Source organism: Ancylomarina longa (genome assembly GCF_003996985.1).
Classification (GTDB): domain Bacteria; phylum Bacteroidota; class Bacteroidia; order Bacteroidales; family Marinifilaceae; genus Ancylomarina_A; species Ancylomarina_A longa.
The window spans coordinates 1-21,108 of record NZ_RJJX01000005.1; the positions used below are offsets into that span (position 1 = coordinate 1).

General features: G+C 36.3%; 16 protein-coding genes. 7 read left to right on the forward strand and 9 right to left on the reverse strand.

Annotated elements, in window-relative coordinates:
* Window positions 1–912: 912 nt before the first annotated feature.
* Complete coding sequence (locus DLK05_RS05225) at window positions 913–4,176, reverse strand: UvrD-helicase domain-containing protein (protein ID WP_127342959.1); 3,264 nt, start codon at window positions 4,174–4,176, stop codon at window positions 913–915.
* A 366-nt stretch (window positions 4,177–4,542) separates the two neighbouring features.
* Between DLK05_RS05225 and DLK05_RS05230 the strand changes: the two genes are divergently transcribed.
* Both DLK05_RS05230 and DLK05_RS05235 read left to right on the forward strand, forming a co-directional pair.
* Window positions 4,543–8,163, forward strand: coding sequence for a fibronectin type III domain-containing protein (locus DLK05_RS05230; RefSeq protein ID WP_127342960.1), 3,621 nt, complete (start codon window positions 4,543–4,545; stop codon window positions 8,161–8,163).
* A 171-nt stretch (window positions 8,164–8,334) separates the two neighbouring features.
* A complete protein-coding gene (locus DLK05_RS05235) occupies window positions 8,335–8,748 on the forward strand; it encodes a DUF6146 family protein (protein ID WP_127342961.1) in 414 nt (137 codons plus the stop codon).
* A gap of 66 nt (window positions 8,749–8,814) precedes the next feature.
* Here the strand turns inward: DLK05_RS05235 and DLK05_RS05240 are convergent, their stop codons facing one another.
* On the reverse strand, window positions 8,815–9,699 hold the full coding sequence (locus DLK05_RS05240; RefSeq protein ID WP_127342962.1) for a DUF3078 domain-containing protein: 885 nt from the start codon (window positions 9,697–9,699) through the stop codon (window positions 8,815–8,817).
* An 18-nt stretch (window positions 9,700–9,717) separates the two neighbouring features.
* Between DLK05_RS05240 and DLK05_RS17460 the strand changes: the two genes are divergently transcribed.
* Together DLK05_RS17460 and mnmA are read left to right on the forward strand one after the other, a co-directional pair.
* Window positions 9,718–9,867 (forward strand): hypothetical protein, encoded by a 150-nt coding sequence (locus DLK05_RS17460; protein ID WP_209319725.1) that lies wholly within the window; start codon window positions 9,718–9,720, stop codon window positions 9,865–9,867.
* A gap of 131 nt (window positions 9,868–9,998) precedes the next feature.
* On the forward strand, window positions 9,999–11,171 hold the full coding sequence (gene mnmA, locus DLK05_RS05245; RefSeq protein WP_127342963.1) for a tRNA 2-thiouridine(34) synthase MnmA: 1,173 nt from the start codon (window positions 9,999–10,001) through the stop codon (window positions 11,169–11,171).
* Between the two features lie 95 nt (window positions 11,172–11,266).
* Here mnmA and DLK05_RS17465 read toward each other — a convergent pair whose 3' ends face one another.
* Together DLK05_RS17465 and DLK05_RS05250 are read right to left on the reverse strand one after the other, a co-directional pair.
* Window positions 11,267–11,404: a hypothetical protein gene (locus DLK05_RS17465; RefSeq protein WP_209319726.1), complete on the reverse strand. Its 138-nt coding sequence runs from the start codon at window positions 11,402–11,404 to the stop codon at window positions 11,267–11,269.
* A 180-nt stretch (window positions 11,405–11,584) separates the two neighbouring features.
* Window positions 11,585–12,235: an HD domain-containing protein gene (locus DLK05_RS05250; RefSeq protein WP_127342964.1), complete on the reverse strand. Its 651-nt coding sequence runs from the start codon at window positions 12,233–12,235 to the stop codon at window positions 11,585–11,587.
* Between the two features lie 170 nt (window positions 12,236–12,405).
* On the opposite strand from DLK05_RS05250, the gene DLK05_RS05255 reads away from it, so the two are divergent.
* Window positions 12,406–13,140 (forward strand): hypothetical protein, encoded by a 735-nt coding sequence (locus DLK05_RS05255; RefSeq protein ID WP_127342965.1) that lies wholly within the window; start codon window positions 12,406–12,408, stop codon window positions 13,138–13,140.
* A 125-nt stretch (window positions 13,141–13,265) separates the two neighbouring features.
* On the opposite strand, the gene DLK05_RS05260 is transcribed toward DLK05_RS05255, so the two are convergent.
* The 5 genes from DLK05_RS05260 to DLK05_RS05280 form a co-directional block, all read right to left on the reverse strand.
* Complete coding sequence (locus DLK05_RS05260; protein WP_127342966.1) at window positions 13,266–13,844, reverse strand: outer membrane beta-barrel protein; 579 nt, start codon at window positions 13,842–13,844, stop codon at window positions 13,266–13,268.
* A 138-nt stretch (window positions 13,845–13,982) separates the two neighbouring features.
* Window positions 13,983–14,258 carry a hypothetical protein gene (locus DLK05_RS05265; protein ID WP_209319727.1) on the reverse strand — a complete coding sequence of 92 codons (276 nt, stop codon included), beginning with the start codon at window positions 14,256–14,258 and terminating at the stop codon, window positions 13,983–13,985.
* 154 nt (window positions 14,259–14,412) lie between these two features.
* Window positions 14,413–15,441, reverse strand: coding sequence for an ATP-binding cassette domain-containing protein (locus DLK05_RS05270; RefSeq protein ID WP_127342967.1), 1,029 nt, complete (start codon window positions 15,439–15,441; stop codon window positions 14,413–14,415).
* Between the two features lie 111 nt (window positions 15,442–15,552).
* Window positions 15,553–16,257, reverse strand: a complete 705-nt coding sequence (locus DLK05_RS05275) for a GTP-binding protein (protein ID WP_127342968.1) — start codon at window positions 16,255–16,257, stop codon at window positions 15,553–15,555.
* Window positions 16,258–16,350: 93 nt separating this feature from the next.
* Entirely contained in the window at window positions 16,351–17,640 is a 1,290-nt protein-coding gene (locus DLK05_RS05280; protein ID WP_127342969.1) for an ABC transporter substrate-binding protein, read from the reverse strand.
* 269 nt (window positions 17,641–17,909) lie between these two features.
* On the opposite strand from DLK05_RS05280, the gene DLK05_RS05285 reads away from it, so the two are divergent.
* Together DLK05_RS05285 and DLK05_RS05290 are read left to right on the forward strand one after the other, a co-directional pair.
* A complete protein-coding gene (locus DLK05_RS05285) occupies window positions 17,910–20,198 on the forward strand; it encodes a T9SS type B sorting domain-containing protein (protein ID WP_127342970.1) in 2,289 nt (762 codons plus the stop codon).
* Window positions 20,199–20,354: 156 nt separating this feature from the next.
* Window positions 20,355–21,026 carry a Crp/Fnr family transcriptional regulator gene (locus DLK05_RS05290; protein WP_127342971.1) on the forward strand — a complete coding sequence of 224 codons (672 nt, stop codon included), beginning with the start codon at window positions 20,355–20,357 and terminating at the stop codon, window positions 21,024–21,026.
* The last annotated feature ends 82 nt before the right edge of the window (window positions 21,027–21,108 follow it).

Consider the following 21,108-nt stretch of genomic DNA (forward strand, 5'->3'; position numbering starts at 1 on the left):
TAAAATTGAAATAGTACACTTTATTGAAGTATGGTATAATAAACAAAGAATACATTCTGTTTTGGGCTATTTAACCCCAGATCAATATGGAAAATCTAAATATATAATCGCGGCTTAATATAAAGTCCAGTTTTTTGTTGCATATCCAGCCCCTGGCTATGAGATTGGAGCCTTTCAGGCTCTACTAAATGCGAAGCTAATTGCAATTGTTTTGAACTTAACAATGTTCGGGCAGATTGCCACGCTGCGCTCACAATGATAGCTATGAATTAGCGCAGGTGCAGTTTGTTGGAGATTACTCTGAAGAAATGGAGCAGTCTGCTGATGTGCAGATGCGCGCTGGCCTGAAAAAAATGCGGGCCAGCGGTGGAGTGAATGGATATTTAGACTTTTCCGCTAACCGGATAAAGTCGTTAAGAATATCCAGAGTGTGGGGATAGCATATTTTTTTCTTGATTTTTTGGTTCTTTTTGCATCAAGACAAAATGAACGAAAGCATTACAATCCTATCTCTGAAGAGATTTCTGTTTCGTCGCGAATGATCAGTTCACACTAAAGCATCACTTCAGTCAGCTAATCCCGTAGCCTGAAAAGCTAACATACTAGAACCAGGGGCATCGCCCCTTGTGTGACAAAGCTGTAAGTCATCAGCCTGAATTAACCGTGGCACCTATATACTAGGGGCGATTCCCCTAGTTAGGGAATTGGAGCCTTTCAGGCTCTACTAATACGAAGCTAATTGCAATTGATTTTGAACTTAGCAGTGTTCGTAAGGATTGCCATGCTTCTCAAATCGAAACCGCTGAATAAAGGCTCTACAATAGATTTCAGCATTTTTCCCTACGCAGGGAAAATCCCGACAGGGGAAAGGGTGTTTTTCTCTTTAATTCGTAATTAACACGCAATACGCACTTATACTTCTACCATTTCGGATAATTTCCCATACAAGATATAGGCTTTCACTTCTTCAAAGCCAAGTTGCTGAATTAATCTTTTGTAGGTACTTATCTGGTTGATATGAGATTTTAACTTTTTCATTCCAAATTTATAATCGATAACAACGGCTTGCTTATCCTTATAAATAACCCGATCGGGACGCTGAATGTCTCCTTTCCCTAATAAAATATCCCGTTCGTTAATCACTGTCCATTCTCTAGTGAAAAAACCAGAAACCGATGGATCTGCAAGTATCCCTGATGCAAAATCAGAAATCTCGTGTGCTTGTTTTTCATCAATTTTACCTTCGAATTGCAACTGTTTTACAGCTTTTTCCAAATCATCACTATAATGAATTAATTGAAATAACTGATGCAAAATATTCCCACGGCTAACTGGTGAGAAGTTCTCTACCGAATCGGCTTCCGAGAAATCGAAATAATCGGCTGAATGAGACCGTAATTTTAAACGATCATCCAATAAGGAAGCAGGATAAGATTCCAGATTCTTCTTCTCTATCAGAGCTTTTGATAGGCTTTTACCAGACAAAGTTCCTAATTCAAAAACTCCAGTCTCGGCATTCCAGTTATTACTCAAACTTACAATCTTGTTTCCGAAAAAATCGGAAGTATAATTGGTAGCATTCTCCAACAGAAATTTCAATAAATCAGCAATCGTTTTTATTTCCTTATTCTCATTATTCGGAGCATAGGCGATAAATACTTCCTCGGCTCTGGTTTGAGCCACATACAAAAGATTTAAATTATCAATATAAGCTTGTAATTTTTCGGTGAAGTAAGCTTCAAAATAAATGGTATCCCTCAGCGTGCTGCTGTAACGAACCGGCAAAACATCCAAAGTATTAAATCCTTCTACTTTAGGCTGGCACCAAAGAATATTTGTATGTCGGGTATTATCTATATCCCAATTACAAAATGGTAAGATAACTGCTTTAAACTCCAATCCTTTTGATTTATGGATGGTCATTATTCGAATTGCATCTTGCTGATCGGACACCGAAATCACCTCCTTCTCTTTTCTCTCCTGCCAATATTGCAGAAAAGCATTGAGCTCAGGTGCATCGTTTTTGGTAAATCCAAGTACAAAATCCTGAAAAGCTTCTAAATAAGGATAATCCTTAGGATTGTTATTCAAATGGAAAATAGCAATTAGTTTCTCCACCAAATCATACAATGGCTGTCGCTTTAATTCCGGGATAGACTCTAAAAATTCAGATGGAAAACAAGACTCCAAAAAGGTTTCAAGCTCTATTACAGCAAACATGTCATCACTCTCCCCAGGTTCATTATCCTGAATATAAACCTGAAATTCCTGTTTCAGAAAGCCTAGATTTATTTTGTCTTCGGGATACACGAAAAAGTGAAGCAAATGAATAAGAAAATTAACAACGGAAGCATTTTTCAAATAGAGTGAATCGTTAGAAATCACCTCGTAATTCACATTCTCTATTGCATTTTCGCTAGCTGCATAACTCATTAAAGTATCCGCAACAATTCCTCCTTCTCTTCCATTTCGCACTAAAATGGCAATATCCCGAGCCTGATATCCATTTTCCTGCAGAAGCTCAATTTTATACGGTAAATCCTCCAGCACCTTATCGGTCCAGTCCTGCTCCGTTTCCTTATCGATAAATTGAATATTTACATATCCTTGTACTTTTTCTTTTTTATCCGGCAAGTGTTGATATACATCCTGATAAGCATTCAGTATTTTTTGCTGTTCTTCGTTTAAACTCTCCGATATTTCGGATGGAATGGATGCATTGTAATCGTTCTGCAAAATTTGAGATGCCAGCGCAAATACAGCGTTATTAAAATCAATAATATTCCTGCTACTTCGCCAATTATAATTTAAACTTAAGCCATCAACTCCAAAGCTTTTAAAATCCTTATCCAGTTGCTCCGAAAGTAATTTCCAATCCCCATTTCTCCATCGATATATCGATTGCTTAACATCTCCTACCACCAATGAATGATGATCTTCGGATAAAGAATTAGCCACCAATGGTCGAAAATTATCCCATTGCATTGCCGATGTATCTTGAAATTCATCGATCATAAAGTGCTGATAGGCATTTCCTATTTTTTCATAGATAAACGGAGAATCATTGTCCCCAATGATATTGCGAAGTAATCGGCTGGCATCCGAAAGCAAGAAAATATTCTCCCCTTCGGTGTACTTTTGAATCTGCTTTGACAAATCCGTTAAAATCCCTAAGGTGTATATGTAACCCAAGGTTTTATCTATAGATCGGTACAACATTCCCTGCTCATCGTAATATACAATAGCATCTTTCAGCAATTCATTTAAGCCACCATAAAAAACAGATTCTATAGCTTGCTTTTCGTCCGAACTTGCTTTACCGGTCATCCATTTCTGAACCGTATCCATAGCATTTCGGGCTCGAATGCCTGGTTCCATCTTACCTCCCAAACCCAGACTGGTGAGATAACCTGCAACGCCTGATTTCCCGTAGGAGAAATTAGCAACATCCAGTCCTTGTTGTTGAATGAGATTTCTGGCCTTTTCTCCGATTTGTGCAAAATAATTTTCAAAATCAGTCTTAATTTCTGCCAAACTTTTTCGATAGGAGCTTAAAAAATTCTTATCCGAAAGTTTCAGGATCAATTGATCAGAAAAATTTTGGAAATCCTCCTTAAAAACCTCCCGACCCAAGACCATAATATCCTGCTTAAAGTTCCAGGTCTTCCCATCCCTAATTTTTGACTCTGCAAATGCGGACAACCAAGCTCTTAATTGAGAGTCGTGGTCTACTTCCAACAACAATAAATCAACTACCTCATTTAATACCCGACCTTGATCCAATTCAATATTATATCCCATTTGCAAACCAATCTCGCGAGTAAAGGATCGAACCACCTTCTGAAAAAAACTATCAATGGTCGTTACCGAGAAACGAGAATAGTCATGGAGCAAGCGAGTCAGAATCTCCTTTGCTCTTACTTTTAATTGCAATGGACTCCATTGATGTTTAGCACATAAATCAGCAGCATAAGCAGAATCTGTACCTTCCGATAAAATGTAAATCTCCTTTACAATTCTCGACTTCATTTCATCTGTAGCCTTATTGGTAAAAGTTACAGCGAGAATTGTCTTATAATTTAAAGGATCATCAAAAACCAGGTTTAAATACTCATTTGTTAAGGTGAAAGTTTTACCTGATCCTGCTGATGCTCTGTAGATAGTGAGTCTTGACATGTAGTTGCAATATTTAATCCGAAAATACAAATTAATTCCTATCTCCAATAAGAGAAAAAGACTTCTTTTCCGGATAAAATAACTTCACCATTTCAGTGGCAATGAGTACTATTTTTTTGACAAAACTCAAAATTACATAATAAAATAGGCTGTTTAATTTTAAATAATCTGAAATTATCCGTCATTCTGCGACATGCTCCCATAAAACCCAGACTCCGCAAAATACTCTTTATAAAATCATTATGAACGTAATACCCACACTCTAAAACATACTTAATCTGTTAATTAATAAATATTGACTAATATCTCAATTTTAATTAACTTAAACTGTATTATCAGAATATTCACTTAAAAAACCAACCAATTATGAAAAAATTTTTTACACTCTTTCTCTGTCTTACTTTTATTTTGGGGAATGGCTATTCTCAAAAAAGAGATGTTAATTCCGAGGGAAAATACAAAGGAATTATTCGAATAAAATTCAGCCCAAAAGCCAGGCAAAAAGTAGAAGCATTAAATCAAATGCTTCTTGAGAAAAAGCAACTTAAAGTTACTGCACAAGAAGCTTTTGTACGCACAAACATTCCGAATATCGATCGTGTAAATCAACAATTCAGTGCCAATAAAATGCGCAGAGTTTTTCGAGATGCCGGAAAATTTGAAGCCAAGCATCGCCAATATGGATTGCATTTATGGTATGAGGTGGAATTTAGCTCTGCAACTCCTGTTTCTCAACTAATTCAATCTTACCAGAATTTAGCCGAAATTTCGATTGCCGAAGGGATAAATGCCACCCAAATGATTGGAAAAACGCACGCAACGGAAGGCAAACCTCTTGCTGCGCCGGCCTCCTTACCATCTGGTACAAACGATCCTTTATTTCCTGACCAATGGCATTATAACAATACCGGACAAAATAACGGAACTCCGGGTGCCGACATCAGTTTATTAGATGCATGGCAAGTAGAAACAGGAAATCCAAATGTGATTGTTGCCATAGAGGATGGCGGAATAGATTATACACATGAGGATTTGGCCGCCAATATGTGGACCAATCCTAACGAAATTGCCGGTAACGGTATTGATGATGATAATAATGGGTATGTGGATGATATTTATGGCTATAATTTCGCCGATGATACGGGTAACCTATTTATCGCAGATCATGGAACCCACGTTGCAGGAACTGTAGCTGCAGTAACCAATAATGGTATTGGAGTAAGTGGTGTTGCCGGAGGAAGCGGAAATAACGATGGCGTTCGTTTAATGTCCTGTAATGTATTTGGTTCCACAAACGGTGGTTTTGCCGAAGCATACACCTATGCTGCCGACAATGGCGCTGTTATCTCACAAAATAGCTGGGGATATACTTATCCTTTTTCCTACGATCAGGCAGTATTGGATGGTATCGATTATTTTATCGCAAATGCAGGTGGACCTAACGCTCCAATGAATGGAGGATTGGTAGTATTTGCAGCAGGAAACAGTAAATCTCAAAGCCGATACTATCCGGCTTATTATCAAAATGTAATTGCCGTTGCTGCTACCAATAAGAACGATGTAAAATCCTACTATTCCAATTACGGAACTTGGGTGGATATATCTGCTCCGGGAGGGGAATTGGAGAATACCAATGAAGATCCAACAGCTATTCACAGTACGCTTCCCAATAACTCTTATGGTGTGATGCAGGGAACCTCCATGGCTTGTCCTCATGTATCAGGGGTTGCCGCATTAATCGTTTCGAAATATGCAGGTAATATTACTGCGGATGAGGTTCGTGCTAAATTGGTTGATAATACCGACCCAATTGATAATCTTAACAGTTTTTTTTATGCAGGGAAACTTGGTAGTGGAAGGTTGAATGCCTACAAAGCTTTAACCGATGATAATCTACCAGCTGTGCCTTCTGGCTTAACGACCACAAATGTAACGCAAACATCATTCACCATTAGCTGGAATGCTGTGGGAAGTGCTACTTCTTACGATCTACAAGTACGGGAACAAGGAGGTAGTTGGCAAACAGTAAACACCACAGCTATTACCTATGATTATTCCATTGCCAGTGCAGAAACCACCTACGAATTTAGAGTTCGCGCCAACAATGATGCCGGATCAAGTGGATATTCTGCTATTTCTTCTGTAAGCACTCAAGCAGCGCCAACTGCACCAAATACGCCAAGTAATTTAATAGCGTCCAATATAACCTATAACTCCTTTACCATTAGTTGGGATGCTGTAAGTAATGCTAATGATTACGATTTAGATCTTCGCCCTGTTGGTGGTAGCTGGACAACAGTTAATCTAACGAGCAACACTTACAATTACACTGGACTGAATGCTGAAACGACCTACGAATTTAAGGTAAGAGCAAATAATACCGTTGGTTCGAGCAGCTATTCTGCCACCGCTTCGGCTACAACACTTGTGGCTCCAACAGCACCTGCTACACCTGTTAATTTAACAGCTTCCAATATTACCTACAATTCCTTTACTATTAGCTGGGATGCAGTAAGTAATGCGGATGACTACGATTTAGATCTTCGCCCTACTGGTGGTAGCTGGACAACAGTTAATCTGACGAACAACACCTACAATTACACTAGCTTGAATGCTGAAACGACCTACGAATTTAGGGTAAGAGCGAATAATACAGTTGGTTCCAGTAACTATACTGCCATTGCTTCGGCAACTACTTTAGTAGCACCAGCTGTACCAGGAATACCCACCAATGTGATGGCTTCCAATATCACTTATAATTCTTTCACCATTAGCTGGGATACAGTAAGCGATGCAGATGATTACGATTTAGATATCCGCGAAAGCGGAGGTAGTTGGACAAGTTTTAATACCAGTACAACATCCTATAATTATAATAATGCAACAGCATCTACTACCTATGAATTTAGAGTTCGGGCTAATAATAATGTGGGATCGGGAAATTATTCAGCTATAGGAACACTAAGTACTGATCCTATTCCTGTTCCTGCAATTCCAACTGGATTATCTGCATCCAATATCACATCCAGTTCCTTCTCTTTAAGTTGGGACAGCATGGAATTTGCCGAAAGCTATGATGTTCAGATACACAAATTGGGTGGTAGCTGGGAATTCTTCTCCTCTTCTGCTACTACTTTTGATTACAACAACGCACTTGCCGAGACTACCTATGAATATCAGGTTCGAGCAAATAATAGCAGTGGCAATAGTGATTATACAGCGGTGCAATCATTAACCACCCTTACTGTTGCTACAACACCAGATTATTGTCAATCCTATGGTAAAGCCACCCGCTACGAATACATCGATTTGGTAGAGTTGGCAGATATGAGTAATCCTTCTGGAGATGATGGTGGTTATGGTGATTATACCGGATTAACAGCCAATATATCACCCGGAAGCAATTACAACTTGAATTTCTCCGCTGCATATAAATCCAGAACTTATGTAATTCACTGGAAAATTTATATTGACTTCGATCGTAATGGTAATTTTACGAACAGTGAATTATTGGTATCCGGATATTCCGCAAGTAGTGGTATATCCTCAGCAAATATTTCTGTTCCTGCGAATGCCGTAATCGGGCAAACCAGAATGAGGGTTATTTTGAAACACCGCAGGGCAGCCAATAATGCTTGTCAGATTTTCAGCCAAGGTGAAGTGGAAGATTATACCATCAATATTTCCAATTCGGCTCCTGCTGTAGCTGTCAAATCCGCATTCTTTGGCTCGCCATTGAGTCAAACTCCTCCAATTGAGGAATTTAAATTATATCCAAATCCCGTTAAGGATTTTGTGACTTTATACATTCAAGGTAACATTCAGTCTAAAGTAAGAATAAGTTCTATCACCGGTAAAACAATTAGATTGCTTACCCTTGATCAGGAAGATAATACGATTGATGTTTCTGATTTACCAACAGGAATGTATTTTATCTCGCTGGAGGATGGAGATGAAATCATTACCAAAAAGCTGATTAAATTATAAAAAACCATTTAAAAATAAAGAGACAGATGAGGCTCATCTGTCTCTTTTTATAAATAAACCCATAGTATTTTGCAACCTTTAAAAGCCTGACTACGTTTCTAATATACACCCCACGCTAAGATTTAGTCAATTTGCTGCCCTCCTATTGTTTTCATTAAAAAACAATTTATTATGAAACAATTTATTATGAAACAATTTATATTTATTATTTTGGCAATTTTTCTATTGGGAGCTTGTAGTACTTATTCCGCATTCGAGACTTCTGAATCTGATAAAAACAATCAAGAAACGGCTATCGTTCAAGACAGCACTAAATATGAGTTATTAATATTAGATATTGGTTTTGAGAGTTGGTTTGCCACTCGCAACCTTAGAGCTTCTGCTCATTCCGAATGGTACTACACAAACTGGAATCAGATCTATGTCAATGAATGGAATAGATTGTATTTGGAAGGACATCCCTATTTTGAAAACTATATTGATTATAGTCCCTATGAAGAATACGGATTCGACATCAATTACAAATTATACAATTACTTCCAATTTGTAGAAGAAAAGACGGGAATCAAGTTGGTTACAAGGTAAAAAACGGGAGATTCAAAATGAATGAATGAATCTCCCGCTTACTCCTGATATTTTTATAGATACTCTCTAGAATTTATAAGCCAATCCTATACCGATAATCTCTTTAAATTGAATTTTAGGTCCTTTATTATTACCACTCTTATCGATGTAATCAACATCATCATCGTAAACCAGTGATGTATTAACCGTTGCTGTAAGAAAATCATTAACCTTCATATTAAGCATCACTTGCCAGGTCACATCTATATTACCAAAGTTATTAGTGTAATTGGTAAACAAATCCAGTATACTCTTCAGGTTCACATTTTCCATGATATCCTTATTAAGTGCCAATTTCGAGAATGCACCAAACTCGCCTCTAAATTTATCACCTGGATCTACACCAAAAGCTCCTTGATTCGATAATTCATCATCATTAACGATGGTCATTTTACTCGTAATTGGTGAGATGTAGGCAGAGAATACTTCACTTGGTTTGTAATCCATACCCAAGGATAAAGTAACATATGCCGGAGCAAAAAAGTTAGAAACCTTTACATCATCCTCTCCAGCAGTATTACTATAATTGTATCCCTTAGCAAACTGTGTTTTCAGATCTAATAAAGCGCTATAATACCATTCGCCACCATCTTTATATCCATATTTGGTTACAAAATCGATTTTATCGATACTCTTCCGTACTTCCTGATCGCCTTGTTTTATCAGGCCATACTCCATATTCAAGGTATTTTCCCAGCTATTTTTCCCTTTATTAAAATTGGAAAATAAATTCAGTTGCCCGTTGGTAGAGATTGCATTATCGCCACCGCCAGACCAATTGGTTAGCGAAGTTTGAGAAAAACTAATGGAGACCATTCCTCCTTTTTTCCAATACGATGAATCCTGTTTGCTTTGAGAAAAACCACAAAATACAAGCATTGCTAATAAAAGTGTTAGATTTAATTTTTTCATAGGTTAATTTTTTCATTTATGAATAGAAAGAACATATCTCAACAAAATAATAACCATTATCAGGAAGAATCATATAGCTTGTACCGCCAACAGTTTCTCCTTTATTATTCTGATAAGATTGTAAACAACAATGGCTATGGTTCCTTCTTTAAATTCAATCTAAGTTAGCTTATTTTCTTCAGTTCAGAAAATTCATAACAAAACTTATATCAGAATAAAAAACCAATCCATCCGGTACAATTGGCACATCGCCAAAAAATGAATACTTTTGCCCCTGATAAAACAAGGAAATTTTGAGAATGAAGAAAAAGGTTGTAATCGGGTTGTCAGGAGGTGTTGATTCCAGTGTTGCTGCGTACTTGCTGAAAGAGCAAGGATACGAAGTGGAAGCACTATTTATGCAAAATTGGAATGATACCGTAGGTTTGAAATCGGAAGAATGTCCCTTCGAAGAGGATATTCTATTTGCGCAAATGGTTGCCAAAAAACTGAACATTCCCTTTCATTTTGTCGATTTAAGCACTGAATATCGTGCCCAGGTAATTGATTATATGTTTTCGGAGTATGAAAAAGGAAGAACACCAAACCCTGATGTACTCTGTAATCGGGAAATCAAATTTGATGTTTTCATGAAAAAGGCTTTGGAGTTGGGAGCTGATTTTGTAGCAACCGGACACTATTGCCAGAAAGAGACCATCATAAAAGATGGAAAGGAAATATATCAATTAATTGCCGGTGAAGATGGAAATAAGGATCAAAGCTACTTTCTTTGTCAACTTTCTCAGGAACAATTGGCAAAAGCCATGTTTCCTATCGGACATATCATAAAACCTGAAGTTCGGGAAATTGCTCGTCGCGAAAAACTTGCTTCTGCAGACAAGAAGGATTCACAGGGAATTTGTTTTGTAGGTAAAGTAGATCTTCCGGTATTCCTGCAACAAAAATTAAAGGTTAAGAAAGGCCGAATAATAGAAATCATAGCAGATAAAGCGGATCAAATTATTCCTGCTTCGGATGCTTTGGAAGATATTTCAAAACCTTACGCATTCACACCCGAAATGGGCGTGGAAGTTGGCACACACAATGGTGCTCATTTCTTCACCGTTGGTCAGCGCAGGGGATTAAATGTTGGTGGCAAAGTAGAGCCATTATTTGTTATTGGCACCGATGTGATTCAAAATATTGTATATGTGGGTATGGGTCATGAACATCCTCTTTTGATGAGAAAGGCACTTTTTATTCCCAAGTCGGAAGTACATTGGATTCGGGAAGATTTAAAGCCAACGGCAGATTGCGAAAGAAACTACGACATTCGTATTCGCTATCGCCAGCCATTGCAAAAAGGTAAACTTATCTTTAAAGAAGAAGGTTTATATATTCATTTCGAAGTGCCACAAAGAGCAATTGTTTCTGGACAATTCGCAGCTTGGTATGATAATGGAGAACTAATTGGTTCTGGAGTTATTGATTAAAATTAATCAACTATTTCCCAAAATGAATTGGGTATCTAAAGGATTATAAAAAAGCGAAGCATAGGTCTCCGCTTTTTTTTATCATTTTAGCTTAATCAATCAGGATAAGTTTTAGGCTTGGGAGTTTCTCCACAGCCACAGCCGTTATAACAATTTCCTGGATGAACAGGTTGCTCATTGCCTCCTTTAACATAGATCAATTCGATAATTTTTAGTTCCTCAAAGCTCTTCATAACAATTAAATTTAAGTGAGTATATTCCGATCTGTTTACCAGACCGATTAGCTATGTCTAATATAGCAAAAATTAAGAACAATACTTCTTTTGGATAATTTGTCGCATGACACCTATCAAATTTACTTTTCTTTAAGTTCTTTAAACCTCCCTAAAAGATATGATGATAAGAAATAATCTTTACTTTCCCTCCCACTCCTTGTAAAACTCCTCAAGGTACAATTCCATAAAAACATGTCTTTTCTCAGCCATCATCTTGCCCGAAATGGTATTCATCTTATCTTTCAATAAAAGTAATTTTTCGTAAAAATGGTTGATAGTTGGAGCGGTACTACTTTTGTATTCCTCCTTATTCATGTGCAAATTGGGTTTTATAGTAGGATTGTAGATCTCACGGTTTTTATACCCTCCATAATTAAAAGTTCTTGCGATTCCAATAGCTCCCAAAGCATCCAATCTATCCGCATCCTGAACAACAGCTAACTCCGGCGAATTGAATTTTTGTTTTTCTTTTCCTCCTTTAAATGAAATATTATTGATGATATTTTCTACATGTACAATCACTTCCTCATTCACTTGCAATGAATTTAAGAAGGCTCTGGCTTTTTGTGCTCCTATTTCCTCATTGCCATCATGAAATTTCGAGTCTGCAATATCATGAAGTAATGCTCCCAATTCCACCACAAATAGATCTATATTCTCTTTTTTTGCCAATTCTCCGGATAATTTCCAAACCCGGTAAATATGCCACCAATCGTGGCCGCCTTCCGCATTAGTAAGAGTCTGTTTTACAAACTCAATGGTCTTTTCGATGATAGATTGTTGATTCATAACTATTAATTAAATGAGCTTTTAAAAAAATTAAGAAGTAGAAAGATAATCATTTAGATCTCGTTTTTCATCCAATATTATATATCTAAACTTTAGCAAAACAGAAAAAAATGAAATTCTATGATCCTCTGCAAAATATTGATCAACTTTAAACCATACAATAAGCATTAATGGTCGAGAAAAATATTCCCATATCAAACCAAATAGAATCAGAACAACTCTTGCTAAAAGAACAGATTGAGGCCTTAAAGTTTAAACTGGAAAATATTGAGCAAGAAACAACTGCTTTTGAAAACTTCCTACGATCAAAGCTAATTGATGAGTTGATTGAAGAACAAGAGTTGAGTATTCTTTATAAAAAGCTAAAACAAGCAAAGAAAAATAAACGTCTGGAACAAAAAAAACGCGGAAAAAAATACAAAAAAAATGAGGGACTAACGTCTATTCCTAAAGCCAAAATTGAAATTACTTCTAAAGTAAAACAAAAGGAAATAAAACGACTTTATCGCGAAGCAATGTTTTATGTGCATCCTGACAAATTTTCGATGAACAATGATAAAATTGAATTGGCAACCGAAGTAACCTGTAAGCTTATTGAAATTTACCAGTCTGGTAATTTAAAAGAGCTTCAAATTTATCACGCCCAACTACTTGGAGGAAATGATCTCCATCAAATAGTTGATTCTAAATCCGAAGAAATAAGAATTACAGCACAATATTCTTATCTGCAAAATGAAAAAAAAAAGCTGTTGAAATTATTGGAAATTGCAAGGAACAAACACACCTATAGGGTATTTACAGAATATGAAAATCCTCAATTATTTGTGAACGAATTGATAGCATATTATGCTGATAGAATCAGCAAATTAAAAAAGCGAACCAAAAGGGCCAATAAAATAAATTAGCAGAATTAATTTATAAAACAACATAATGATAATCTGATAAATATATATTCTTTTATAGATTGTTTTTATTTTATTTTAACATTTTCTAATTTTCTTCAGTTATGATCGATTGTTTAATATCAGTTTCAATGCAGACGATAAGCAATTCCTATACCTAAATTCAATGCGGAAATTTTCTGATTGAAATCTTCAAATTTCGGATCTGAAGAGAAATAATCAGCATTTGCAAGAAAACACCATCTCCTTGCAAAATTAAACCGGATGGTGGCTCCAAAATCGAAACCTACGCCAGTAGCATCGATCTCACTATTATCATCAGATAAACTAGCTCTTGCATATCCAAGCATTCCTTTCAAATCCAATTTCAAATTGTATGCAATAGGATAAGTCAACATAGGACCTGCCATTAATCCGCCATATCCCCATGTTATATTTTTAAAACCATTGAAAGCATGAGCGCTGAAAAACCATAAGGCAGCTATTCCAAATCTTGAATTAAAATTGTATCCAAAATTCACCAACCCTATATTTGCCCCGGTTGATGCAAAACCTGCCTTTGAATTATTTTTGGAATTATCTGCAAAATCACCTGTTGGGATGGCAGAATTTACAGTAAAGCCAATATACCCTTTACATTCAGACCTTTGTCCAAGTGCAATTCCACACCATAACATAAAGGATATAAGCAGTAAGCAGTTTTTCATGTATTTATATTTTTTAAGTTATACAGTCTGCAAACTTATTTAAATAAAATGTAAAACAAAAAAAATAACAACATAAATATCCCAAAGAAACTATTGCTCTTTGGGATATTTAACTACTAAAGATTAAATTCTTATAATTTAATAACCAATACCTGCCGCCATAATGTTATTAGGATCGAATGCATGGCAAGGTGTTACACCGTGTACCATATCGCACTTAGGACAATGTCCTTCAAATTCTTCCATAGTAAATGTTTCCTTACACCCATGGCACTCAATTTCCAAAGGCATTGGCATCAATTGCTGGGAAAAGCCCATCATTCTAACCTTATCAACTACTTGTTTTCCATTTTCGAAACTTCCCGCACATCCGTCATGCATAATTTTTCCTCCTTTTACTGATAAAGATCCCATAAGAAAAATGAAGCTCTTGTTTTCTTTATCGTGGTTTATTCATTTATTTTGTTTATGTCTTCTACACCTACCCTAGTCCGAAAGGAAAAATCCTTTTCTATAACAAATTCCTTTTAGAAAATTCAAGGATATGCGGTGGAAATCACATTATAGTCTAAAATCCTATATCTTCTTTTTGAATAATCTCTCCCTGGCGGAGCCGTGTTCTCATATTTTGTACCACTGCATCCATTCGTTCCAGATCAACAAGTAAATTTCTTTCCTCTTCACTCGTTTCAATTACCTTATGAATTCCTCCATTTTTAATTACAATTCGCTTATCGCCCATCAGTGCCAGGATTGGATCATGCGTTGCCATCAAAACAATTTTCTCTTCTCCAACCAAAAGCTCTAATGCCTTTTTACGATCTATCCCCGCATTTTCAATCTCGTCAATCAGAATAATAGGCGATTTACTCAATATTGCAGTATCAGCAATCATCAAAGCTCGAGATTGTCCACCGCTCAAGCTGGTAATTGGCGTATTTAAATCGAACTTTTCTCCGGCAAGATTATTTGCCTGCTTAATAATCTTATCAATTACACTTTCCACATCTTCTACCAACCGACTTTGCGCATGCAATTCCAAGAATTCGTAAACACTCAAATCCATCACAAAATTCATATTCTGAGAAAGCTGTGCCACCAATTTATTTCCTGAAGTCATTCTCCATTTTTTATCGCCTTTTTCATCATTCACCAAAATGGTTCTGGATGTTGGCGTATCCTTATGTGCAACCCATTCGATATCGGCAAGCAATCTGCTTTTCCCCGATCCTGTCGGTCCAACAATACACACAATCTCGCTTTTACTAATCTTTAATTCGCCAAATTGTTCTGCCTCTCCCGATTTATTCGTTCCCGGTAATAGGGTGATACTTCGAACTCCGTCATCCTTATCTTCTCCAAGAAATTCAAGCATCTGAGTAATATACTCACTCATAGATTCCAGCACCTGGTCTTTAGCCATTGCTCGATTTTCTTGTTCTTCCTCATCCTCCAGAAAATTCAAAAAATCATCTAGTTTTTCGTTGATCTGTCCATTTACTTCTAAAGTCTGCTCCTCGAAAAATCCTTGAAGAAAAGGATATTGCTCGAATAAATCGGCTATTGTCTGTTCCTGTATATCTCGAACTGAAATCATGGTGTATTTATTTTCTGTTTTTTTTATCCATCAATTAAAGCTGATGGCAATTGAATCTGAGTGTTATTTAAGTTAGTGTCAAATAATGTGAACCGACCTAATACTTTTCTATTATTGGTTCTTTTTATCTTCCATATTAATCTTCCTTACATTACCCATTTGGAAGCTTTCACCAATTCTGGTTTCGCCTAAACAATAAGAACAAAGTGCCGATGGCATGGAAAATCTTAGCTTCTCTCCAACCAAAGTTTTTACATTTGCCTTTTCATCGTACAATAAAGTACTCAACTCGTAGGCTCCCTGACCAGTTAAGCCGTTTACATTCATAATACTTGCTCCCGGATTAACTGTATTTACACGCGAGGCAAATACTTCCCGCTCTGCTTGCGAAACAATATCTCCTTTAGTAATAATAACAATATCAGCGCTTTTCAGCATGGGACCAATCTTCTTTGGTGTATTGATACCGCTAAGGTTATCGATCACACAGACTGCAGTAACATTTTTCACATAAGGAGAACATCGATTACACAATCCCGCACTTTCTGTGATCAAGAGATCCAAATCTTCCTTGATTCCCCATTGCACTACTTCTTCAATATTACTTACAAAATAGTGATCAGGACACAACGATCCGGATAATCCTTTTTTAACCTTCACTCCGGCCTTTTTATATAAAATATCATCATCGGTGTAGAGGCAGTCAAACTTTACAACACCAACCTCCAAACCACGTTTTTGAAACGAATCGATAGTTTTTAAGATCACTGCTGTTTTTCCTGATGAAGGAGGTCCTGAAACTGTTACTAAGTTCATATCTCTTGCTTAATTATTCTCGAAACCAGTTACCTGTATCTCTATTCTTTTCTATTAATATTTTTTGCGTTTCACTGCGAAAACAATCATTCCTTAATTATTCTGTGACGTATATGTCAATGGCCCCAAATTACGGAAGGATTCATCTTGAATAGCCTTATTAAAAATAGTATCGCATTTACGAATCATTTCGCCTATGTTATTATTATTGATATAATCCCATCCCAGCCACATAAATTTATTCTCCTTAGGTAAACGATTATCCACATTAGGATGAATACTTGGAAATAAGCCCTGATGTGAAAGAATTTCACCGACATGCTCAGAAGCAAAGAAATCGATTACCGGTTGCGTTTTTTCTAGTCTGTCTTTCTTTGTCAGCATAAAGATAGGACTAATAATAGCTCCATCTTCCGGCCATACTGCAATCATCGGTCCACCTTGTTTCACCATTTTAGTAAAGAAATAGGGCATGATGGTAATTGCAGGACGTTCTTTCTTTTTCGTATGCGACTTTACCATTTGCGATGGGTGCATACTTTCCAACAGACAAGTTCCCAATCCTTTTACTCCCTCTTCTCCGTATGCTTTATATATATGCAACAACATGGAGTTAAACAAATCGAAGTCACTAATAGGCAAACTTACACTTCGCTTAAATTCCGGTTTAAAAATATCTGCCCATGTTTTTGGAATTGGACGATCACCAAGCTCTTGTTTGTTCACCAAGAAAACTGCGGGAACTACTCCAATCATAGAATAATGTCCTTGTGGATCTTTCAAACAGATTTCATCATTATCAAAATCCTTATTCAAGTGCTCAAATCCTGTACTATCGGCAAATACATTTTGCTTTTTAAATTTACCCATTAGGTTCTCATCAAAAAACAGATCAAAACCTGCCGAAATAAAAATATCCGCCAATTTATCGGTGTTATCCTGATTAATTACATCATCAATTAACCAGTCTAAACCCATAGAAGCAGCTTTTAAATCGTAAACGATCTCATTTTTATGATCTTTTTCATAGGTGCTAATGAAAGCTTCAATTCCTTCTACTAATGGAACCCGAACCGGACAAGGCAATAATCCCTGAACCTGTATAGCATCGGATTTTTGTTCTTTTTTATTTTGATTCAAATCCCCATCAATCTGTTTTCTGTTGAGCTCAATACCTTCCACTAGCAAAGCCGAAAATGTATACACATTAAGTTTTTTCATTTTCAAAGCCATTTCTAAAGAAAGTGATTTTCCAAACAAAGCTCTTTTCTTTTCATCTTCTAATTGCTTAAATCCATTCGACGCAAAAATTTTAATTGTCTCTGGATATTGAGTGCAAATCTCAAGCAGGCTATCTGTGGTTTTAAAATATTGATTCTCCATCTTCATTCAGATTTTATCATTTATCTGCTACAAATGTAGAGCAAGGGTAAAAAAAAAACTGTAACCGATGTTACACATTTCTTTTTTCGTGTAGAAACAACAGGATGCATGCTACCCTAAATGCACAAAAAGAAGACAAACAAGCATATATTAATGATGAAGAATGTAATCTTGACGACAAAAAGCTATTGATTCCATTTTTTAAATTACCTTTAACACATGAATAGTATTGTCTTTTTAATGGATTTACATCAAAAATCTGCTGGAATATGACTAAAAAAAGAATAATACATTGGGTTTACAGATCGAAAATACTTACTGTATTTTTCTGGATCGGTGTATGTCCATTTATTTCAGCTCAGACTACAGATGTAAGTTTCGATCCGGATTATCAGATCATGTACTGCTCCGCCAACAATGGCGAAGCCTCGACAATGCAAAAAATAAAACTCACCATTAAAGGACCTGAAAATAAAAAATGGTTTGTTTCGTATTCTGTAAATAATAGTCCGGCAGTAGTTGCCAATGGTGATAAAGGCATCGACATTTCAAAATTCGATCTTTCACTTTTATTACAGAACAGAACCAATAGTATTCAAAATTACACCATCGAACTTAAGGAGGCTTGGCTGGAAGATCTAAGTCTGCTAACTATTTCGAAAGATCATCAAGCAGCTACCGTACAAATTTTGCCTCTTGCGAATCCCGAAATAGCAGATTATTATCCCAAGGCAAAAATAAATTCTACCCAGGAATACACTGCTGAAATAGGAAAAAACTCTAGCTACACTGTTTGGTTACCAATAGGCGCAAGCAGCATTCACGAAGAGAGTGAAATAGATGCGAACAGAAAAGTAGTTCGAATAAAAATAAAATGGCCGGATAAAGCAAAAAATCAATTATTCAAGCTAATAGAAACCGACGCTTTCGGATGTAATAGCGACACCATCTATGCCAGCGTAGAATTGGTTAAAAGTTTTGCTATTGATTTGGCTGACACCGTATATATATGCAAGGGTGAAAATGCCATTTTAAATCCACAAATAGACTTACCATCCAATTATTCCTATTTGTGGAATACCGGGGAAACCAGTAAAAGTATCACCGTATCAAAACCAGAAAATTATACGCTGACAGTGACAGATTTAGCAGACAATCAAAAGGTAAATACATCGGTGAAGGTATTGGAGCAGCAAGCACCAACAATTGATATTCCTGATTATCTGGTTTTAAGCAACGAAAATCCAAACATTGATATATTTTCTAATGGCTGCACGTATTTATGGTCTGATGGCTCTACGGCTTCCTCCATCACCATAGACCAATCCGGAACTTATTCGGTAACCAAAATATCCTCGGCAGGCTGCCAGACAAGAAAATCCTTTAAGGCTAAATTAGAAGAAGATCTTTTCGATTTGCAACTACCCGAAATCATTCACCTATGTGGTAACGAAAAATTAACCTTAAGTCCTGCTATTAACAAACAGCAAAATTATCAATATGAATGGAGTAATGGTTCTCATAAACCAACAATAACTATTGGAGAAGCAGATAATTATTGGGTGAAGGTTACAGATCCGGATGGTTTCTCAAAAATAGCAAATACTACCGTAATCTCACATCATAATCCTATTGTTGATTTAGGTTCCGATTTTATACTATGGGATGGAGAAAGTAAACTACTTGATGCAGGTAATAATGGCGCTTCCTACATATGGAATAACGGTGAAACGAGCCAAACTATTCTTGCCAACAGTGGTGGTATTTTTATGGTTGAGGTATCGGATCAGTACGGATGCTCCAATAAAGATACCGTAATAGTTGACTATCGGGAAGGTGAAAAATTCGGAGTTTTTTTAGGAGAAGACCATAGCATCTGCACTGGAGATTCTATTCTGATTACTCCACAAATTGAAGGAAATCCCACCTATCCGCTAAATTATCATTGGATAAACTCAAATAAAAATGAGAGTAATATTTATCTTAAAGATGATGGGAAATATTGTTTGGAAGTAACCGATGCTTATGGGAATATGGAATCGGACTGTATTACAATAAGTCTATATCCAACTCCAATTGTGGACTTAGGAAAAGATTTGGTATCCTACCCTAAAAAAGGTATTGTTCTTGATGCCGGTACTCCCAATTGTTTTTATACTTGGTCAACAGATGAGATTACGCAAAAGATTTCGGTAAATACAGAAGGTAAATACTGGGTTCTGGTTACCAATGAATCGGATTGTTCTGCCCGGGATACTATAGATATCGGATTTGTGGAAAATTATCCTTTTGTTGGACTACCGAAAGCTTTTTCCCCGAATGGAGACGGACACAACGATAAACTTTTCATCAGAGGTACCGACATCGATAAAGCCACCTTGATTATTTATAATCGTTTGGGACAAAAGATTTTTGAAACCACTAACATCAATCAGGGATGGGATGGTTTCTTTAATGGTGAACTTCAAAATATTGATGTGTACATCTACGTTCTGGAAGTAACATACCTAAACGGAAAACATGTTCTCAAAAAAGGAAATGTCGCGCTCTTGCGTTAAATTCCTTCTTACTTTTATGTAAGCACAAAACACAATCACTAATGGAAATCAATTACTTTTTACGCTCCTTTTACAATTAACAGACAAAATTCTCTCCTATTCTTTGATGATTGAAAGGAAACTCCTAATATTAGGAAGATTTAAAATCATACAATAATGCTATATCAACATCTATCAGAATCACCAGTATTTCGGGGAATAAGTGCAAGGGAGCTAGAAGAACTTATGCATGAAGCTCAATATCAAATAAAAAAATACAACAAAAGTGATATCGTAGCATTCAGAGAAGACCGATGCGAAAATCTTATGATTGTATTAAAAGGAAGTGTAAAAGGTGAAATGCTTGATCCGTCAGGAAAAAGTATAAAGATTGAAGATATTATGGCTCCCTATCCTATCGCCTCAGCATTTTTATTTGGACAACGAAATCAATTTCCGGTGAATGTAACTGCCAACGATGATGTAGAAATATTCTCCTTATCTAAATCCTCGGTAATTGACTTATTTCAAAAAAATAAAATTTTTCTCACCAATTACCTCAATTCTATCTCAAATCGCAGTCAGTTTTTAGCCAATAAATTGATGTTTCTTAATTTTAAAACCATAAAAGGGAAACTGGCAAACTACATTCTTAAACTTGCCGCCCCAAATAAAGAAATAGTCATTTTACCAAAATCGCAAGCTGAAATGGCTCAGTTTTTTGGAGTTACTCGCCCCTCCTTTGCACGTAGTTTAAAAGAAATGGAACAAGAAGGTTGGATAGAAACCAATCGCAGAGAAATTAAAATCATAAATAAACAGCAGCTCATCCGGCTTTTACAACAATAGACAAGATTTTTTAAAGAAGATGTTGTGTGATTGCATCCAAAAAAAATTAATTCTTAATTTTGTGGGCTGAAAAACAAACGAA

Coding starts and splice junctions, on each gene's coding strand:
- DLK05_RS05225 (WP_127342959.1), bottom strand. CDS start 4,176: ATGTCAAGACTCACTATCTACAGAGCATCAGCAGGATCAGGTAAAACT.
- DLK05_RS05230 (WP_127342960.1), top strand. CDS start 4,543: ATGAAAAAATTTTTTACACTCTTTCTCTGTCTTACTTTTATTTTGGGG.
- DLK05_RS05235 (WP_127342961.1), top strand. CDS start 8,335: ATGAAACAATTTATTATGAAACAATTTATATTTATTATTTTGGCAATT.
- DLK05_RS05240 (WP_127342962.1), bottom strand. CDS start 9,699: ATGAAAAAATTAAATCTAACACTTTTATTAGCAATGCTTGTATTTTGT.
- DLK05_RS17460 (WP_209319725.1), top strand. CDS start 9,718: ATGAATAGAAAGAACATATCTCAACAAAATAATAACCATTATCAGGAA.
- mnmA (WP_127342963.1), top strand. CDS start 9,999: ATGAAGAAAAAGGTTGTAATCGGGTTGTCAGGAGGTGTTGATTCCAGT.
- DLK05_RS17465 (WP_209319726.1), bottom strand. CDS start 11,404: ATGAAGAGCTTTGAGGAACTAAAAATTATCGAATTGATCTATGTTAAA.
- DLK05_RS05250 (WP_127342964.1), bottom strand. CDS start 12,235: ATGAATCAACAATCTATCATCGAAAAGACCATTGAGTTTGTAAAACAG.
- DLK05_RS05255 (WP_127342965.1), top strand. CDS start 12,406: ATGGTCGAGAAAAATATTCCCATATCAAACCAAATAGAATCAGAACAA.
- DLK05_RS05260 (WP_127342966.1), bottom strand. CDS start 13,844: ATGAAAAACTGCTTACTGCTTATATCCTTTATGTTATGGTGTGGAATT.
- DLK05_RS05265 (WP_209319727.1), bottom strand. CDS start 14,258: ATGGGATCTTTATCAGTAAAAGGAGGAAAAATTATGCATGACGGATGT.
- DLK05_RS05270 (WP_127342967.1), bottom strand. CDS start 15,441: ATGATTTCAGTTCGAGATATACAGGAACAGACAATAGCCGATTTATTC.
- DLK05_RS05275 (WP_127342968.1), bottom strand. CDS start 16,257: ATGAACTTAGTAACAGTTTCAGGACCTCCTTCATCAGGAAAAACAGCA.
- DLK05_RS05280 (WP_127342969.1), bottom strand. CDS start 17,640: ATGGAGAATCAATATTTTAAAACCACAGATAGCCTGCTTGAGATTTGC.
- DLK05_RS05285 (WP_127342970.1), top strand. CDS start 17,910: ATGACTAAAAAAAGAATAATACATTGGGTTTACAGATCGAAAATACTT.
- DLK05_RS05290 (WP_127342971.1), top strand. CDS start 20,355: ATGCTATATCAACATCTATCAGAATCACCAGTATTTCGGGGAATAAGT.